Source organism: Cupriavidus consociatus (assembly GCF_017814975.1).
In the GTDB taxonomy this organism is placed as follows: domain Bacteria; phylum Pseudomonadota; class Gammaproteobacteria; order Burkholderiales; family Burkholderiaceae; genus Cupriavidus; species Cupriavidus consociatus.
Genome location: NZ_JAGIQA010000007.1, coordinates 152,542 through 169,414 on the forward strand (window position 1 = coordinate 152,542; position 16,873 = coordinate 169,414).

Sequence of the window (16,873 nt, forward strand, 5' to 3'; positions counted from 1 at the left end):
GCCTTCATTGCGGCTGCAGGCCGATGGCACGCGCAATGCCGCGGTACTGGTCGATGCTCTGCTGGTACGCCTTCTGGCTTTCCGCCAGCGATGCCGGACGGGATGCGGGCAGGTTCGCGCCATCCAGGCTGGCACGCACCGCCGGGTCGGCCAGCGTCTGCGCCAGCGCCTTGTGCAGCGCCTGCACGACCGGCTCGGCAGTGTCCTTCTTCACGAAGACGCCGGCCCAGGTCGAGTAGTTGAAGCCGCGCAGCGCCCTGCTTTCATTGACGCTCGGCACGGACTTCACCGCGTCGAGCCGCGTCGGCGACAGCACCGCCAGCATCCTGACCTGGCCGGTGCGCATGCGCTCGATGTCGGGCTTGCCGAACGGCGAGACAAAGATATCGACGATGCCGCCCACCAGGTCCTGGATCACGGGTGCGCCGCCCTTGTAAGGCACGTGCGTCATCGGCGCGCCGATGGTCTGCGACAGGTGTGCCCCCAGCAGGTGGTAGAGCGAGCCGACGCCGACGCTGGCATACGTCAGCGGCTTGCCCGCCCGGGCCGCCTGCGTGGCATAAGCCGCGAGTTCATCGACATCCTTCACCGGCAGGTCCTTGCGCACCAGGATGGCCAGGTCGACCGCGCCGACCATGTGGACCAGCCGGAAATCCTCGCTCTTGTACTTGATCGCCGCGTTCGCCAGCGGGGTCGTGATCAGTTCGCCGGGACCGGCCTGGAACAGCAGGTGCCCGTCGGCCGGTGCATGCAGGACCTTCTGCGCGGCGATCGCGCCGCCGGCCCCGCCCAGGTTTTCCACGATGACCGGCTGGCCGAACTGGCGGCCCAGCGGCGCATTGAGGTTGCGGGCGACCACGTCCGACAACCCGCCCGCCGGAAACGGCACCAGCAGCGTGACAGGCCGGTCGGGATAGGCGTAGGCCGGCGCCAGGCCCGCGCACAGCAGGCCGGTCGCCGCCGCGCGCAGCAGCCGGCGGGCGATGTTCTGGAATCGGATTCGGGTCATGGCAGTCTCCTTGGCGCCTTGCGTCGCTTTGTGTGTGTTTGTGCGACGGATCGTATCGGCCAGCCTGCTATGTGTCCAATGCATTACTCGTCTAAAATTTATTCACAAAACTCATTCACAAGCCATCGATGCACCTCAAACACCTGCGGCACCTGCTCATGGTCGCGGACGTGGAATCGTTCAGCCGCGCGGCGCAACGGCTGCACCTCACCCAGTCGGCGCTGAGCCGCAGCATCCAGGCGCTGGAGGACGAGCTTGGCGGCAAGCTCATCGACCGCCATGGCCGGCGCAATGTGCTGACCCCGCTGGGCGAACTGATCGCCGAGCGGGCCCGGCGCATGCTGTTCGAGGAAGCCGAACTGCATCGCAGCGTGGAACTGTTCCACCGCCATCACCTCGGCGCCATCCGCGTCGGGCTGGGCGCGGGGCCCGGCGCGGTGCTGATGACGCCTTTTCTGCGCCACATGGCCGTGCACCACCCTGGCATCCAGGTGGCGGTATCGCTCGGCACTTCCGACGCGCTGATGATCCAGCTGCGCCAGCGCACGCTGGATGCGGTCATCGTCGAGGTCACCAGCGTGGCGCCGGCCACCGACCTGCGCCACGAATTGCTGGCGCAGCTTCAGGGCCGTTTCATCTGCCGCGCGGGCCATCCGCTGCTGCTGCAGGCCGCCGTCGGCGAGCCCGTGACCTTCGACGATGTCATGCGCTATCCGCTGGCGTCGGCACCGCTGAGCCCGGAAGTCGCGCGCGGGCTGGTCAAGCGCTTCGGCCCGCGCGCCGACCCCGAGCATTGCCTGAGCCTGCGCTGCGAGAACGTGCGCAGCCTCGTGGAGGCCGTGCTGGTGTCGGACGCCATCCTGTTCAGCATCGTCGCGGCGGTGCGGGCGGAAATCGCCGAGGGGAAGCTGTGCGAACTGGCGACCACGCCGGCGGTCGACGACGGCCCCCGCTATGCGTTCTTCACGCTGGCGGGCCGGACCGAGGCGCCGAGCATGGCGCTGTTCCGGCGTTTCGTGGACGAGCACCTGCACGACTGACACCGGCACGACTGACACCGGCACGACTGACACCGGCACGCCGCCGCATTGCTGGCAAGTCAGGCTGCCAGCAATGCGGCGCGGCCGGCGGCCAGCACCTCGCGGCTCAGGCCGTCGAGCAGGCCGGACGCGGCGCGCGCGTATTGCCAGTGCAGCGGCACGTCCAGCGGCGTGCCCGGCACCAGTTCGACCAGCGCGCCGTCGTCGAGATGCTGCGCGATCAGCGACTGCGGATGCAGGCCCCAGCCCATGCCGGCCAGCGCCGCGGTCACGAACGCCTGCGAAGAAGGCAGCGTGTGCCGGGGCAGCTCCACGTGCCGATGGCACAGCCGCCGCGCCCAGCGCACCTGCAGTTCGTCCTTGGTGTTGAACATCAGGCTCGGGGCCTTCGCCAGCGTGCCGGCTCCCACCCCGCCGGCAAAATGCTGCCGCACGAAGGCCGGGCTGGCGGCCGCCAGGTAGCGCATCGCCCCGAGCGGCTGGCTGTTGCAGCCTGCCGCCGGGCGCGCCGTCGCGGTCACCGCGGCCAGCACGGCGCCGCTGCGCAGCCACTCGGTGGTGTGATCCTGGTCATCGACGGCCACTTCCATCAGCACGGGGCTGGCCGCGGCGAAGGCTGCGATGGCCGGTGCGGCCCAGGTCGCAAGGCTGTCGGCATTCACCGCGACCGGCAGCGCGACGCGCGCGATGCCCTCCGGCGCCAGCGCCGGCAACGCGCCCTGCAGATCCTGCTCGAGCAGCCGCACCCGGTCGACGTGCTGGCACAGCCTGCGCCCCGTCTCCGTGGCACGGCAAGGCTGGTCGCGCACCACCAGCGCGCAGCCCAGCCGCTCTTCCAGCAGCCGGATGCGCTGGGAAATGGCCGATGGCGTGACATGCAGCGCGCGGGCGGCGCGCTCGAAGCTGCCTTCTCGCACCACGGCGGCCAGGGCGGAGAGCGCGGAATAATCCAGCATCGCCTTAAGTTTTCCTAAACTGGATAAAGTAAAGATAGTTTGTCTTCATTTGCGCAGGCAGGCAAGCTGCGCCAATGATGACGCCATTCGCCACCTCTTCTCTCCTGTTTCTCCCGTTATCGGTCTCGCTCCAGGGCATGGCCCTGGGCCTGGGCCTGATCGTCGCCATCGGCGCGCAGAACGCGTTCGTGCTGCGCCAGGGCCTGCGCCGCGAGCATGTCGTGAGCGTGGTGCTGTTCTGCGCCGTTGCGGACGCATTGCTGATTGCGGCAGGAGTCATGGGCATGGCGCAAGCAGTGGGCGATAGCCCCGGCCTGGCGCGCGCGCTGGCGCTGGCCGGAGCCGCCTTCCTGGCGTTATACGGCTGGCGGGCCCTGCGGCGCGCGCGCCAGCCGCACCAGCTGCGCGCAGCGGCCGGACAGGATGGCCTGAGCCGCGGCGCCGCGCTGGCGCAGGCGGCGGCGTTCACGCTGCTCAATCCCCATGTCTATCTCGACACGGTGCTGCTGGTCGGCAGCATCGGCGCGCAGCAGCCGGCGGCGCTGCGCGGCTGGTTCGTGGCGGGCGCGAGTTCGGCCAGCCTGTTCTGGTTCGGGCTGCTGGGATTCGGGGCGCGCTGGCTGGCGCCGTGGTTTGCGCGGCCGTGGGCCTGGCGGGTGCTGGACGGGCTGATCGGCATGACGATGTTCGTGCTGTCGGCACTGCTGCTGCGTCACGCCCTGGCCGCGATCTGAAGGTCATTCCCGCGCAAGCGAGAATGACCGAGGCGATGCGCCTGAGGGCCGTCAGGCGATCCAGTTGCGGATCGATTGCGCCACCACGCCCGCCGAGATGCCATAGCGGTCGTGCAGCGTGGGCAGTGCGCCGGCATCGAGGAATGCGTCGGGCAACCCGACCTGCCGGAACGGCACCATGGTGCCCGCCTGCATCAGCGTGGCCGCGACCGCTTCGCCAAGGCCGCCGACCACCGTGTGGTTCTCGGCCACCACCACCAGGCGCCCTTGCCGCTTCGCCTCGCGCAGGATGGTCTCGGTATCGAGCGGCTTGATGGTCGGCACATGCAGCACCGCCACGCCGATGCGGTCCTTCTCCAGCGCCTTGGCCACCTCCAGCGCGCGCATGGTCATGATGCCCGACGAGATCACCAGCACCTCGGCGCCGTCGCGCAGCAATTTTGCCTTGCCAAGCTCGAACTTGTAGTCGTACTCGTCCAGCACCACCGGCACATTGCCGCGCAACAGGCGCGCGTACACCGGGCCGTTGTGCGCGGCAATGGCCGGCACCATCTGCTCGATGTCGATCGCATCGCACGGGTCGATCACGGTCATGTTGGGCATGGCGCGCATCAGCGCCAGGTCCTCGGCGGCCTGGTGGCTGGGGCCGTAGCCGGTGGTCAGCCCGGGCAGCGCGCAGACGATCTTCACGTCGAGGTTGTCCTCGGCAATGGTCTGGTGCATGAAGTCGTAGGCGCGGCGCGTGGCAAATACCGCGTAGGTGGTGACGAAGGGCTGCGCGCCTTCATGCGCGAAGCCGGCGGCGGCGCCCATCAGCAGCTGCTCGGCCATCCCCATCTGGTAATAGCGCTCCGGGAACGCCTGCGCAAAGATATGCAGGTCGGTGTACTTGCCCAGGTCGGCGGTCATGGCGATCACGTTCTGCTTCCGGCGGCCCATTTCCACCAGCGCGTGGCCGAACGGGGCGGACCTGGTGGCCTGTCCTTCGCCGGCGATGGAGGCGATCATGGCCGAGGTCTTCAGCTTCGGCTTCGGCGTGGCGTTGGTGGTGGCGATGGTATTGCTCATGCTTGTCTCCCGGCTTCCAGGGCCTGCAGTGCGAGTTGCCATTCGTCGGCATCCACGCGGATAAAGTGGTTCTTCTCGCGCTGCTCGAGGAACGGCACGCCGCACCCCATGCGCGTATCGCAGATGATCATGCGCGGCTGCGCGCCGCGGTGCTCGCGTGCCGCGCGGAAGGCGGCGGCGACAGCGTCGATGTCGTTGCCGTCGACGCGCTGCGTGAACCAGCCGAATGCCTCCAGCTTCGGCACCAGCGGCTCGAACGCCATGATCTGCGTGGACGGGCCGTCGGCCTGCTGGTTGTTGACGTCGACGATCGCGATCAGGTTGTCCAGCTTCCAGTGCGCGGCGGACAGGATGCCCTCCCAGATCGCGCCCTCGTCCAGCTCGCCGTCGGAGAACAGCGTGTAGACGAAGTTGTCGGAGCCCTTGCGCTTGAGGCCCAGGCAGCGGCCCACGGCGATGGTCAGCCCCTGGCCCAGCGAGCCGCCGGACATTTCCATGCCGGGCGTGTAGCTGGCCATGCCCGACATCGGCAGGCGGCTGTCGTCGCTGCCATAGGTCTCCAGCTCTTCCGCGGGCAGGATGCCGGCCTCCAGCAGCGCCGCGTACAGCGCGATGGCGTAGTGGCCGTTGGACAGCAGGAAGCGGTCGCGCCCTTCCCATTCGGGATCTTCGGGGCGGTAGCGCATGGCGTCGAAGTAGGCCACGGCGAGCACGTCGGCGATATCGAGCGCCTGGCCGATATAGCCCTGGCCCTGGACTTCGCCCATCAGCAAGGCGTTGCGGCGGATGCGGTAGGCGCGTTCCCGCAAGGACACGGCCTTGTCGGTGGTTGCTTGTTGCATGGTGTCTCCAGCAATCGGTTCGATCAGAGTTTCAGAAGGTCGGCAAAGAGGGGGGCTTCAGCGGTTCACTTCAGCGGTTCACGGACCTGGCCGGGACCAGGAGCACCAGCATCGCGCCGAAGACCACGGTGCCCGAGATGAACACCAGGCCGGCGGTGGACTTCCCCGTCAGGTCGTTCAGCCAGCCCACGATGGCGGGCGAGAAGAAGCCGGCCAGGTTGGCGACGCAGTTGACCGCGGCGATGCCCGCTGCCGCCGACATGCCGCCAAGCAGCGCGGTGGGCAGCGCCCAGAACTGCGACGACGACGCCAGGATGCCGGCGGCGGCGATGCACAGGCACACCAGCGACGCGCTGACACTGCCCAGCAGCGGCAAGGTGGCAAAGCCGGCGGCGGCGACCACCATCGGCACGATCAGGTGGAAGCGGCGCTCGCGGCGGCGGTCGGCGCTCATGCCCACCAGCGGCAGCGCCACGATGGCGCACAGGTACGGCAGCGCGGTGTAGATGCCCACCCACAGCGGATCGGCAACGCCGGCCTTGCGGATGATCGTGGGCAGCCAGAAAGTCAGCCCGTACTGGCCCAGCACCACGCAGAAGTAGATCGCTGCCATCAGCCACAGGCGGCGGTCGCCCATGAACGAGCGGATCGACATGTGCTCCATCTTGTGCGCGTTATCGCCTTCGATATTGCGCTTGAGCAGCGCCTTCTCGGCGTCGGTCAGCCAGTGCGCCTGGTCGATGCCATTGTCGAGGTAGTACAGGATCGCCACGCCCAGGCACAGCGACGGCAGCGCCTCGATCAGGAACAGCCACTTCCAGCCGGCCAGGTCGCCCACGCCGTGGAAGGCATGCATGATCCAGCCCGACAGCGGCCCGCCCACGATGCCGGCCAGTGGAATCGCCATGAAGAACATCGACAAGGCCTTGGCACGCCGCTCGGACGGGAACCAGTACGTCATGTAGAGAATCACGCCCGGCGCGAAGCCGGCCTCGGCCACGCCCAGCAGGAAGCGCAGGATGTAGAACTGCGTGGGCGTGGTGACGAACGCGAAGCAGGCCGAGATCACCGCCCAGGTCAGCATGATGCGCGCCAGCCAGCGCTTGGCGCCGACCCGGTGCAGGATCACGTTGCTCGGCACTTCGAAGATGAAGTAGCCGAGGAAGAAGATGCCGGCGCCGAGGCCGTAGATGGTTTCGCTGAAGTGCAGGTCGCTCAGCATCTGCAGCTTGGCGAAGCCGACGTTGACCCGGTCCAGGTAGGCGCCCAGGTAGCACAGCATCAGGAACGGGATCAGCCGCTTCACCACCTTGGCGTAGGTGCGGGTCTCGAAGGTGGCGGAATCGGCGTGCAGCGTCGCTTCGCCGCCAATGGGCGAAGCCGCGTATTTGGTCTTCATCGGTTGTCTCCTGCCTGGTGGCGCCGCGCTGCGGTGCCCCGGCTGTTGAAGGTCCCGCCTCTTTCGGGCGGCATCACTTGAATTTAGTGGATCAGCATGCCGCCGTTGACGTCGAGCGTGATGCCGGTCAGGTACGCGGACATGTCGCTCGCCAGGAACACGCAGGCGTTGGCCACGTCGGCGGCATTGCCCAGGCGGCCCAGCGGGATGCCCTTGATGATGTCGGCGCGCATCTCGGGCGTGAGCTTGTCGCCGGTGATGTCGGTCTGGATCAGGCCCGGCGTGATCGAATTGACGCGGATGCCGTCCGGCCCGAACTCGCGCGCCATGGCGCGAGCCAGTCCCAGCACGCCTGCCTTGGCGGCGCTGTAGTGCGGCCCGCCGAAGATGCCGCCGCCGCGCTGCGCCGATACCGACGACATGCACACGATGCTGCCGCGCTTCTGCTCGCGCATCTGCGGCAACACCGCCTGCGACATGTACAGCGTGCCGCGCAGGTTCACGTCGAGCACGGCGTCGTAGTTGGCCGCCTGGATATCGAGCGTGCGCACCGGCTGGGTGATGCCGGCGTTATTGATGAGCGCATCAATGCGCCCGTAGCGCTGCAGCACGGCTTGCGCCGCGCGTTCGCAGGCGGCCTTGTCGGTCACGTCGCAGGCCAGGCCCAGGTGCTGGTCACCCAGCTCACCGGCGGCTGCCTGCGCGTCTTCGAGGCGCAGGTCCAGAATCACCACGGTGGCGCCCTGCGCGGCGAAGGCTTTCGCGGTGGCCTTACCGATGCCGCGCGCCGAGGCGGCGCCGGTGATGATGACTACGTTGTTCTCGACCAGCATCTTTGTCTCCTTGCAATTGGACTTGGGATGTGTCGAGTTTTGTCGCTGGCGGCCTGACGATCAACGCGGTCTGCCTCAGCTATTGCTGAGAAATTTTCAAACGTCGGCGGCGGCGCTCCCGAAGCGCGCCGCTTGGTTCACTCGGCCGGCCGCGCCGGGGCTTCGCGGGTTCAGCGCCGCGCCGGCAACTGTCGGTCGAGCCAGGCCAGGAAGCGCGCCACGCGCGGCAATTCGGCGTTCTGCGCCGGGTAGACGAGGTGATGGCTGCCCACCTCCAGCGCATGACTGTCGTCGAACACGGGCACCAGCGCGCCCTTGCGGATCTGCACCGATGCCAGCAGCGTGCTTTCCAGCGCCACGCCCAGCCCCAGTGCTGCCGTCTCCAGCGACATGTAGGAGCGGTCGAAGCTGAAGTCGAAGGTCTTGTGCGAAGCCGGCACGCCGAACCGCGCGAACCACTGTTGCCACTGCACCAGCGGCGTTTCGGAATAAATGAGCCGCTGCGCGAGCAGATCCTCGGGTGTACGGATCGGATGCTTTTCGAGATAGGCGGGAGAAGCCAGCGGTGCGATCGTCTCGCGCCGCAGCGTCTTCACCTGCAGGTCGCGCCAGTGCGCGTAGCCATGGCGGATATCGACATCGTAGTAGCCGCTGGTGAACGACACGTCTTCATACGAGCACGACAGGTTGAGCTGGATATCGCCATTGTCGGCCTGGAACGATTCCAGCCGTGGCAGCAGCCACATCAGGCCGAAGCTCGGGCTCGAATGCACGCGCAGGATCTCGATATTGGCCGGGCTGGAGGCGCGTTCGGTAGCGCGATTGAGGTCGGCAAGCACCCCGGTGATATCGCGCAGATACTGCTCGCCCACCGACGTCAGCGCCAGCCCGCGCCCTTGCCGAAAGAACAGCGCCTGGCCAAGGATCTCTTCGAGATTGCTGAGCTGGTGGCTGACGGCCGACGCGGTCAGGCCGAGTTCCTCCGCGGCGCGGCTGACGCTCTTGGTCCTGGCAACGCTTTCGAAGGCGATGATGGCCTTTACCGGAGGAATCCGCATGGCATGTTAATGGAATGGAGTCGCAGCGATTCTACTGGTCGTGCCGCGGATCTCCTCAGTCATTGGTCCCGCAATGCCGCTGTGTTCCCGAACGCGCCACCCGGAATGCCAAACGAACACGAAAAAACAAATTCGTGCAGAAACGCCGAAACTATCGGGGAATCCCCTTAGATTTGCGGGGCACATTGTTTAGAGTGCTTACTCTAGAATTGGGCGCGAATGATGCAACGCAGCACGCCGGGCGTCTCCTTCGACGCACACCACCGGCCGTGCGTCCACCAGCAAACCTGTCGTCGGGCATCAAGCCCTCGCAGATCCAAGGAACCATTGCATGCCCGAATTCGCGCCCGATCCGTTCGCTGCCAGCCATGGCAGCGGCTTCGCTGACTGCTTCGCCTACTCCAGCATCCTGTTTGCCGGCTTCCAGCGGATCGCCGAGCTGAACCTGCAGGCCGCGCAGGCGGCCTTCGACGAAAGCCAGCAACGCATGCAGGCGCTGCTGGCCAGCAGGGACCTGCGCAAGGTCCTCGACACGCAGAACGGCCTCACGCCCGTTGCCGCCGACAAGGCCTGCGCCTACACGCGGCAGCTGTACGAAATCGCGTCCGAAACGCAGGCCGGGCTTGCCCGGCTGGCGCAGGCCCGCTTCCAGCAGGCGGTCGAGCTTGCGCAGTCCAGGCTGAGCCACGCCACCGCGTCGGCAGTCGCAACGCGGGTCGCCGCCTAAACCACGGCCCGGACGTGCCGCGCCGCCTGCCGCTCCCTGCCGCGGCAGCGGTACCGCGTCCGCAATAGAGAAGTGTGCAATGAAGGTGCTGTTGATTGAATCCCACGCTTTGATGCGGGTGGCGTTGCGCAGGACGCTGGAAGAATTCGACGCCGTCGGCGAGGTCGTTACCGCCGAACCGGCGGAACTCGCGGGGCGCCGCGCTGCCGGCGAAGCCATCGCATTGATCGTGCTCGGCCTGCCGGACGATCCGGAGGCAGCATGGCATCTGCTGTGCCAGGTCGGCAGGACCTGGCCCGCGGCGCGGCTGCTGGTACTGTCCGACATCGCGCCCCGGAACTGGGTGGATGACAAGGTCACGGCGGGCGTCGTGGGTTGCCTGCCGAAATCGGTGCCGCCCGATGTGCTGGAAGCAGCGATCCGGCTGGTCGCCAGCGGCTACCAGGTCAGCCTGGGTCCGTTCAGCCAGCGGCCGGGGATTGCACCGGCATCGCACGATGGCCCGCGCCAGGGCAGTGCCAACGGCAGCGTCGAGCGCCGCGCCAAAGGCAGCACCGTTGCGGCCACGGAGACCGTGGCCGGCTCCCGTTCGCCCGGCGAGGCCCACGTGCTCGGCCTCACGCCGCGCCAGTACGAAATCCTTGTACTGCTCGCACGCGGCTATCCCGCCAAGACCATCAGCCGGCAGTTGAACGTTTCAGTGGCGACGGTCAAGTGCCATTGCAACGCCCTTTACAAGGCGCTCGGCGTGCGCAGCAAGGGCGAAGCCGTCCACGTGGCGCTGCAACGCGGTGCGCGCCTGGGACAGGCAATGGGTCCCGGCCCCGGGCAAGCGGTACCGAAGCCCGTGGCAAGCCCACCCAGGCCCGGGCCGCGCGCTGCTGTCGCCGATCCCGAGGATTGCGCCGCGCTGTAAGGGGCGGAAAAGAAAAAAGAAAAGGCCCGCCGCAAGCGACGGGCCCCCGGTGCCAGGCGCGTTGCCTTAGTTCAGCGTCGCTCCCGCCTGCTTGACGATCCGGGCATGCTTGTCCAGCTCGCTGCGGAAGAACGGCACAGCCGCGTCGGCACCCGTGGCCGCCACGACCACGCCCTGCCCCGCCAGATGCTCCTGCACGTCGCGCTCCTGCAGCGTGGCCTGGATCCTGGACTGCAGCGCCGATACATTCGACTTCGACAGGCCCGCGGGGCCCACGATCGCCAGCCAGGCATCGAAGCTGTAGCGCGGCAGGCCGGACTCCGCCAGCGTCGGCACCTCCGGCAGCGCCGGCACGCGCTGCGCGGTCGAGACGGCGATGGCCTTCAGCTTGCCGGCTTTGAGCAGCGGCAGCACCGCCTGCACCGTCAGGAAGCCGACCTGTACCTGGCCGCCGACCAGGTCCGTGGTGTAGTTGCCGGCGCCCTTGTATGGCACATGCCGGATATCCACCTTCGCTTCGCTGGCAAACAGCTGGCCGGCCAGATGCAGCACCGTGCCGTTGCCCGACGAGCCATAGTTGAGTTCGCCCGGCTTCGACTTGAGCAGCGCGACCAGTTCGCGGGTGCTTTGCGCGTTGACGGAAGGATTGACGACCAGCACCAGCGGCAGCGTGCCAATCACGGTGATCGGCGTGATGTCCTTGAGCGAGTCGTAGGGCAGGTTCTTGTAGATAAACGGGTTGATCACGTGGTTCGACGAGATCAGGCCCAGCGTCGACCCGTCTTTCGGCGCCCTGACGATCTGCTGCGTGCCCGGCACGCCGCCGGCACCGGCGACATTCTCGACCACCACCGACTGGCCCAGGTGCTTGCCCAGCGGCTGGCTCAGCGCGCGCGCCACGGCGTCGGCCTGCGATCCCGGCTGGGTCGGCACGATCAGCCTGACCGGCCTGGTTTCCTGCGCATTGACCGCGCCAGGCAGGCCGCCCAGCACGGCCAGTGTGGTGATGCCCGCAAGCGCATGGCGCGCCCGCCGAAACAGCGTTGTCCGCATTCCTTGTCTCCGTCTATTGAAATCGCACCGTGGGCGGTGGCTTTGCGTCGGAGTGTAGTGCTGCGCCGCTGCGCGGCAGAGTGCTAATCCGCTGGACCGGATATCTCAGGCTGGCATAGCCTCGGCGGTGCCTGGCTGGAGCGCGCGGATCATGGCCGCGATCGTGCGCAGCCGCGGTTGCTTGTAGGGCGCGTAGATCAGCAGCTGCCGCTCGCGCCACGGCTCGTCGAGCTGCACGCGCACAAAACCGCGCGTGCCGGCATAGGCAGCGCCGGCGCTGGCCGGCAGCACGGCGATGCCCAGGCCGGCCTCGACCATGCGGCATGCGGCTTCGAAGCTCGACACCGTCACGCTCTGGTTGAACGGCAGGCGCAGGTTCGCCGCCTGTTCGCGCAGCTCCTGGTCGAGCGCGCCGCCGGGCTGCACCACCACCAGCGGATGCTCCAGCACTTCCGCGTAGCGGATGCGCTTGCGCCGCGCCAGCCGGTGCGACGACGGCAGGACCACATTGAGCGGATCGCTGGCGAACGGCCACGACTCCAGGCCAGCAGGCGTCTTGGCCGCGACGCCGATGCCGATGTCGACGCGGTCATCGAGGCAGGCGCGGATCGATTCGGCCGTGGAGCGTTCGTACAGCGCGATCTCGACCAGCGGATGCGCCGCCTTGAACGCATGCAGCCGCTCCGGCAGGAAGCCGATGATGGCCGACGGACTGGCCGACACGCGCACCACGCCGGCAACCTGGTCCCCCAGATCCTGCACTTCGCGCGCGAAGCTGGCGATGTCTTCGTTGAGCTTGCGGCCCAGTTCGAGCGCGCGGGCGCCGGCATCGGTCAGCACCACGCCGGCGGGCGATCGCACGAACAGCACCACGCCGAGGCTGCGCTCCAGTTCGGCGATGCGCCGGCTCAGCGCCGACTGCGCAATGTGTTCGGTTTCCGCCGCGCGCTTGATCGAGCCTTCGCGTGCCGCGGCGAGGAACAGTTGGATATTGACGGGGTCGATGCGGTGCATGGTCTTCGGGATGCGGGGCGGCGTGTCGCGTGTCGCGTGTCGCGTGTCGCCCGATACTAACGCCTGCGCACGTGCCTGCCGCATGCACCACAGGAACACATGGGTTAACCCTGATATGCCCCCGGCAGATAGCAGACATGCCGGATCAGCGCTTCGTGCCGGCGCAATGCAGCCAGTAAAGTGCCGCCAATATGCCACTGGAGACCCGCATGAGCGCCCCCGATTTCCCAGGCCGCATCCTGTTCCTCGCCGACTCGGCGGATGCCATGGCGCGCCAGCTGCACGGCGAGGCCCTCACGCTCGAACAAGCCGGACCCCTCCGTGACGACGTGTCCACCGACGAGATCACGCCGGTGCCGATCCTGACGCACTACGACGACAAGCTCGGCCGCTATCCCTATACCGGCTACAAGGTCGGCGGCGCCTGCCCGGTCGCGCCTGGCGCGATCCGCGAGGGCGGCTTCTCGGTGACGGTCGCGGGCAACCGCTACGGCAAGGGATCGTCGCGCGAGCATAGCCCGGCGGCAGAAAAGCTCGCCGGCATCCGGCTGGTGATCGCGCGCAGCTTCGAGCGCATCTACCGCCAGAACGCCGACAACATCGGGCTGTTCACCTCGACCGACTTCGGCCTGCTTGAGCGCCTGCAGGCCGGCGAGCCGATCGCCGCGGAAACGCTGGTGGCCGGGCGCGACGCGCTGGCCGCCGCCATCCTGCTGAGCGGCGGGTTGCTGAAGTTCGGCCAGCAATACCTGGACAAGGTCGAACCGGCACCAGCGACACCGCCCGCGGCACCGCAAACCCTGTTCGAGAAGATCGTCCACCGCCACCTGCTGGCGACGCCCGTGACGCCCGTATCCCCGGCGGGCCCGCAACCCGGCGACGGCATCTTCGTGCGCGCCGACTGGCGCTTTATCCACGAGTACTACACCGGCATGTGCGCCCACATGCTGCACGCCACGTTCGGCAAGCCGCTGCGACTCAAGGATGCCGGGCGCATCGTGGTATTCGAGGACCATACCTCCTACGTCAATGAAAGCCCCGCGCATGTGCGTGGCGGGCTGGTCGACAACGTTGCGCGGATGTGCGCGGCGCAGCGGCAGTTCGTCGACGCCTACCGGCTGCGCTGCCATCGCACGCTGACCGAGGAAGGCTCGCGCACCGACGATGGCAGCCATGCCGCGGGCATCTCGCACGCGATGATGGCCGAGCGCTATGCGCTGCCGGGACAGGTCGTGGTGGGCACCGACTCGCACACCCCGCATAGCGGCGCGCTCGGCTGCGTGGCGTTCGGCGTCGGCACGACCGACATGGCCAATGCGTTCGTGACGGGTGCGGTCCGCATGACCATGCCGCAGGGCATCCGCGTCGCGCTCCACGGTGCGCTTGCGCCGGGCGTCACGGCCAAGGATGTCGTGCTGCATCTGCTGGCGCAGGCTGAGATCAAGGCAGGCGCCGGGGTTGGCAAGGTGTTCGAGTTCACCGGTCCCGTCGTGCGCGCCATGTCCATCGACGAACGGGCCACGCTGACCAACATGTGCGCCGAGCTGGGCGGCTTCACCGGCATCGTCGCGCCGGATGCGCAGACCGTGCGCTTCCTCAGGGAGCGCCGCGGCATGGATTTCGTGATCGAGCCGTGGATGCGCAGCGACGACGATGCCGCCTTCGCGGCCACCATCGAACTTGACTGCGGCACGCTCGGCCCGATGGTGGCGCGCCCCGGCGATCCGGGCAACGGCCTGCCGCTGGCCACGCTGGACCAGCGCGTGCGGGTGGATATCGCCTATGGCGGCTCCTGCACCGCCGGCAAGCGCGAGGATTTCGACCTGTACCACGAGGTGCTGCACTGGGCGGTGCAGCGCGGCCTGCGGCTGCCGTCGCATGTCACGCTCTACCTGCAGTTCGGCACCACCGACGTCCGCGACTATTGCATCCGCCAGGGCTATATGGAAACGTTCCATGCGGTCGGCGCGCGCATATTGCAGCCGTCGTGCGGGGCGTGCGCCAACTGCGGCCCGGGTTCGTCGGAACAGGCCGAGCAGGTGACGGTGAGTTCAATCAACCGGAATTTCCCCGGGCGCTCCGGGCCGGGGCAGGTGTGGCTGGCCAGTCCGCCCACCGTGGCCGCCAGTGCGATGGCGGGCGAACTGCTGTCATTCCATGACCTGCAGCGGCGCCACGGGTAAGCGCGCCATCAGTACGGAGGATTGACCACGACGTACTGCGCGCCCTGCGGCATATACCAGGTACTGCCGCACTGCTGGTAGACCATGCCGCCGTAGTTGACCGGCACGCAGCTCGGCGGGACCGTGCGCACCATGGACCCCACCACCGCCGACGTCACGGCGACGGTGGCGGTCACCGCGGCGGCCGTCGCCACCGGGTGGTAATCGTTGTCCCAGCCGCAGCAGCCGCCGTGGCTGTCGACGTTCACGTTGACGTTGCGGCTCGTATTGACGTTGACATCGCGGCTGGCGTTGACGTTGTTGACGCTGGTGTTGCGGACGTTGTTGGTGCGCGCGTCGGCACGCTGGTTGTTCACCTGCCGCGTTTCGCGGCTGGCGCCGCCGGCAGCGGCGCGCTGCCCGCCTGCGGCATGTCCGCCAGCAGCGGCATGCCCACCCCCCCTGTCGCCGCGGGCGGCCTCGGCCACCGATGTCCAGCCGGACGCCACCAGCACGAGCGCGGCCGTGTACACCGCGAGCGGCTTTGCGAATGTGTAGGTCATGGCAATGCTCCTTTTGTCCATGGCCCCGTTACCGGGTGGCCTTCAGGGGAACGAACTCCGCCTTCCTGGCGTCCTTGGGCGGCATGAAGGCGAACGCTGAATTGCCGAACTTCGGATTCAGGTTCCACTTGTAGAGCGTGACCGATTGCGGCCTGGCCTCGTCGGACCGGTTGGTGATGACGAGCTTGCGCGGCACCGGACGGTTGCCGGCGGCGATCCAGATCTGCCAGTCGAGCTGCCCCTGGCGGAAGGCATAGTGATCGCACAGCTCGCCGCCAACGATGTCCTGCCCGGCATTCATCGCCGATTCGATGTTGTCCACCGGCGCCGCGGGCGTGCCCCACAGGAACAGGTCGGCCGAGGGGATTTCCACGCCGAAGCGTTCGCGCAGCCGCTGCGCCAGCACGCCCAGGTTGTCGCTGAATTCGGCCTGGGAGTACGACTTCTGCGCAGGCGAGTACAGCGTGACCAGCTTGCCGTCATAGATCAGGTCGCGCTGCGAGCGCGCGCTGCGCATCCGCGCACGCAGCCGGTCCGGCCGCTGTACATCCAGATCCGCCGTGGCGGTGTGCTGCAGTTTCTGGCCGTCCTGCAGGACCCGTTCGCCCGACAGGTCGATAAACACCTCGAACTGGCGCAGCGACTGCAGGTACTTGCCCATGTCGTTGAGCGCCTGGATCACCGCGGGGTCGACTGCCTTAGGCTGGGGTTGCGCCTGTGCCTGCGCGCTGCCGGCCGGTGCCGCGGCAGATGCAGCCGATGACGCAGGCGCAGCGGGGGGCGGCGCGGGCGGCGTGCTGCTGCAGGCCGCGAGCGCGATGACGAGCAGGGTCAGGGCCGGTATGCGTGCCATGGTGAACTCCCGATTGACTGGACAATCGCCAGGCCGCGTGCGGTTTGAGGCCAGCGATGGAGATGCTGGGGAATCTTCTATGACGGGAGGGGGGAAGTGAAGTGAATCTTTTTGTGGTGGCGGTAAGCGGTGTTGTAGCGAGTTGCAATTGGTCGCGCCAACGGGCGGATGGCAATCCGAACTTGACTGGAATGCCGCGCAAGTGATGTCGGACCCACCCCCTTCCTGCTTTGCTGCCGCGAATCCGTACCCTCGATGTCACCGCGCCGTCTGATACGCCATGCGGAATCCGCCAGCATTCTCTTGCGCAAGGATGTTGCTGACCACGCGAGGCGTCAGCGGTCCCGACACGCTCAATTCAATCCACGAGTCAGACATCTCTCGCGCGATGTACAGCGCCGCATCGTGCTCGCAGAAGTACGCGAACGCGAGGCCCTGACCGATGGCGTGCTCGCTTCCTGCCTGGAGGCGTGCGAGGCAGTGCGGGCATACCCGCTCGCGCGCACCCTCGAGGCCGTCCAGGCTTTCGACGTAGAACTGCAGCAAGTAGGCTGGTATCGACATGGGACTGCGGCCCATGATGACAAGCCGCTTTTAAGCGCTCATCAGGCTGACCGCGATGGTGAATTCATCGAGTTCTTTCGCC

General features: G+C 67.6%; 17 protein-coding genes. 5 read left to right on the forward strand and 12 right to left on the reverse strand.

Features of this window, described 5'->3' with window-relative positions; genetic code table 11:
• Positions 1-4 precede the first annotated feature (4 nt).
• Positions 5-1,009: a Bug family tripartite tricarboxylate transporter substrate binding protein gene (locus J8I82_RS12120; RefSeq protein WP_209757636.1), complete on the reverse strand. Its 1,005-nt coding sequence runs from the start codon at positions 1,007-1,009 to the stop codon at positions 5-7.
• A gap of 128 nt (positions 1,010-1,137) precedes the next feature.
• Here J8I82_RS12120 and J8I82_RS12125 point away from each other — a divergent pair, with 128 nt between their 5' ends.
• Positions 1,138-2,049, forward strand: coding sequence for a LysR family transcriptional regulator (locus J8I82_RS12125; protein WP_209757638.1), 912 nt, complete (start codon positions 1,138-1,140; stop codon positions 2,047-2,049).
• A 59-nt stretch (positions 2,050-2,108) separates the two neighbouring features.
• On the opposite strand, the gene J8I82_RS12130 is transcribed toward J8I82_RS12125, so the two are convergent.
• Positions 2,109-3,005, reverse strand: a complete 897-nt coding sequence (locus J8I82_RS12130) for a LysR family transcriptional regulator ArgP (protein WP_209757640.1) — start codon at positions 3,003-3,005, stop codon at positions 2,109-2,111.
• 74 nt (positions 3,006-3,079) lie between these two features.
• Here J8I82_RS12130 and J8I82_RS12135 point away from each other — a divergent pair, with 74 nt between their 5' ends.
• Positions 3,080-3,739, forward strand: coding sequence for a LysE/ArgO family amino acid transporter (locus J8I82_RS12135; protein ID WP_209757642.1), 660 nt, complete (start codon positions 3,080-3,082; stop codon positions 3,737-3,739).
• Positions 3,740-3,790: 51 nt separating this feature from the next.
• On the opposite strand, the gene J8I82_RS12140 is transcribed toward J8I82_RS12135, so the two are convergent.
• From J8I82_RS12140 to J8I82_RS12160, 5 genes are all read right to left on the reverse strand, one after another.
• A complete protein-coding gene (locus J8I82_RS12140; protein WP_209757644.1) occupies positions 3,791-4,807 on the reverse strand; it encodes a transketolase family protein in 1,017 nt (338 codons plus the stop codon).
• Positions 4,804-5,649 (reverse strand): transketolase, encoded by an 846-nt coding sequence (locus J8I82_RS12145; protein WP_209757645.1) that lies wholly within the window; start codon positions 5,647-5,649, stop codon positions 4,804-4,806. Before J8I82_RS12145 ends, J8I82_RS12140 begins: the two co-directional genes overlap by 4 nt.
• A gap of 70 nt (positions 5,650-5,719) precedes the next feature.
• Positions 5,720-7,048: an MFS transporter gene (locus tag J8I82_RS12150; RefSeq protein ID WP_209757647.1), complete on the reverse strand. Its 1,329-nt coding sequence runs from the start codon at positions 7,046-7,048 to the stop codon at positions 5,720-5,722.
• 83 nt (positions 7,049-7,131) lie between these two features.
• Entirely contained in the window at positions 7,132-7,881 is a 750-nt protein-coding gene (locus J8I82_RS12155) for an SDR family NAD(P)-dependent oxidoreductase (protein ID WP_209757649.1), read from the reverse strand.
• Positions 7,882-8,051: 170 nt separating this feature from the next.
• Positions 8,052-8,939, reverse strand: coding sequence for a LysR substrate-binding domain-containing protein (locus J8I82_RS12160; RefSeq protein ID WP_209757651.1), 888 nt, complete (start codon positions 8,937-8,939; stop codon positions 8,052-8,054).
• Positions 8,940-9,270: 331 nt separating this feature from the next.
• Between J8I82_RS12160 and phaP the strand changes: the two genes are divergently transcribed.
• Together phaP and J8I82_RS12170 are read left to right on the forward strand one after the other, a co-directional pair.
• Positions 9,271-9,666, forward strand: coding sequence for a TIGR01841 family phasin (gene phaP / locus J8I82_RS12165; RefSeq protein ID WP_209757653.1), 396 nt, complete (start codon positions 9,271-9,273; stop codon positions 9,664-9,666).
• A gap of 79 nt (positions 9,667-9,745) precedes the next feature.
• A complete protein-coding gene (locus J8I82_RS12170) occupies positions 9,746-10,582 on the forward strand; it encodes a response regulator transcription factor (RefSeq protein ID WP_209757655.1) in 837 nt (278 codons plus the stop codon).
• Between the two features lie 66 nt (positions 10,583-10,648).
• On the opposite strand, the gene J8I82_RS12175 is transcribed toward J8I82_RS12170, so the two are convergent.
• Positions 10,649-11,635 (reverse strand): Bug family tripartite tricarboxylate transporter substrate binding protein, encoded by a 987-nt coding sequence (locus tag J8I82_RS12175; protein WP_209757657.1) that lies wholly within the window; start codon positions 11,633-11,635, stop codon positions 10,649-10,651.
• 105 nt (positions 11,636-11,740) lie between these two features.
• Positions 11,741-12,649 carry a LysR family transcriptional regulator gene (locus J8I82_RS12180; RefSeq protein WP_209757659.1) on the reverse strand — a complete coding sequence of 303 codons (909 nt, stop codon included), beginning with the start codon at positions 12,647-12,649 and terminating at the stop codon, positions 11,741-11,743.
• A gap of 209 nt (positions 12,650-12,858) precedes the next feature.
• Here J8I82_RS12180 and J8I82_RS12185 point away from each other — a divergent pair, with 209 nt between their 5' ends.
• Positions 12,859-14,832: an aconitase family protein gene (locus J8I82_RS12185; RefSeq protein WP_209757661.1), complete on the forward strand. Its 1,974-nt coding sequence runs from the start codon at positions 12,859-12,861 to the stop codon at positions 14,830-14,832.
• A gap of 8 nt (positions 14,833-14,840) precedes the next feature.
• Here the strand turns inward: J8I82_RS12185 and J8I82_RS12190 are convergent, their stop codons facing one another.
• From J8I82_RS12190 to J8I82_RS12200, 3 genes are all read right to left on the reverse strand, one after another.
• On the reverse strand, positions 14,841-15,374 hold the full coding sequence (locus J8I82_RS12190) for a hypothetical protein (protein ID WP_209757663.1): 534 nt from the start codon (positions 15,372-15,374) through the stop codon (positions 14,841-14,843).
• 28 nt (positions 15,375-15,402) lie between these two features.
• Positions 15,403-16,227, reverse strand: a complete 825-nt coding sequence (locus J8I82_RS12195) for a DUF2092 domain-containing protein (protein ID WP_209757665.1) — start codon at positions 16,225-16,227, stop codon at positions 15,403-15,405.
• A gap of 258 nt (positions 16,228-16,485) precedes the next feature.
• Complete coding sequence (locus J8I82_RS12200) at positions 16,486-16,773, reverse strand: hypothetical protein (RefSeq protein WP_209757668.1); 288 nt, start codon at positions 16,771-16,773, stop codon at positions 16,486-16,488.
• Positions 16,774-16,873 lie beyond the last annotated feature (100 nt).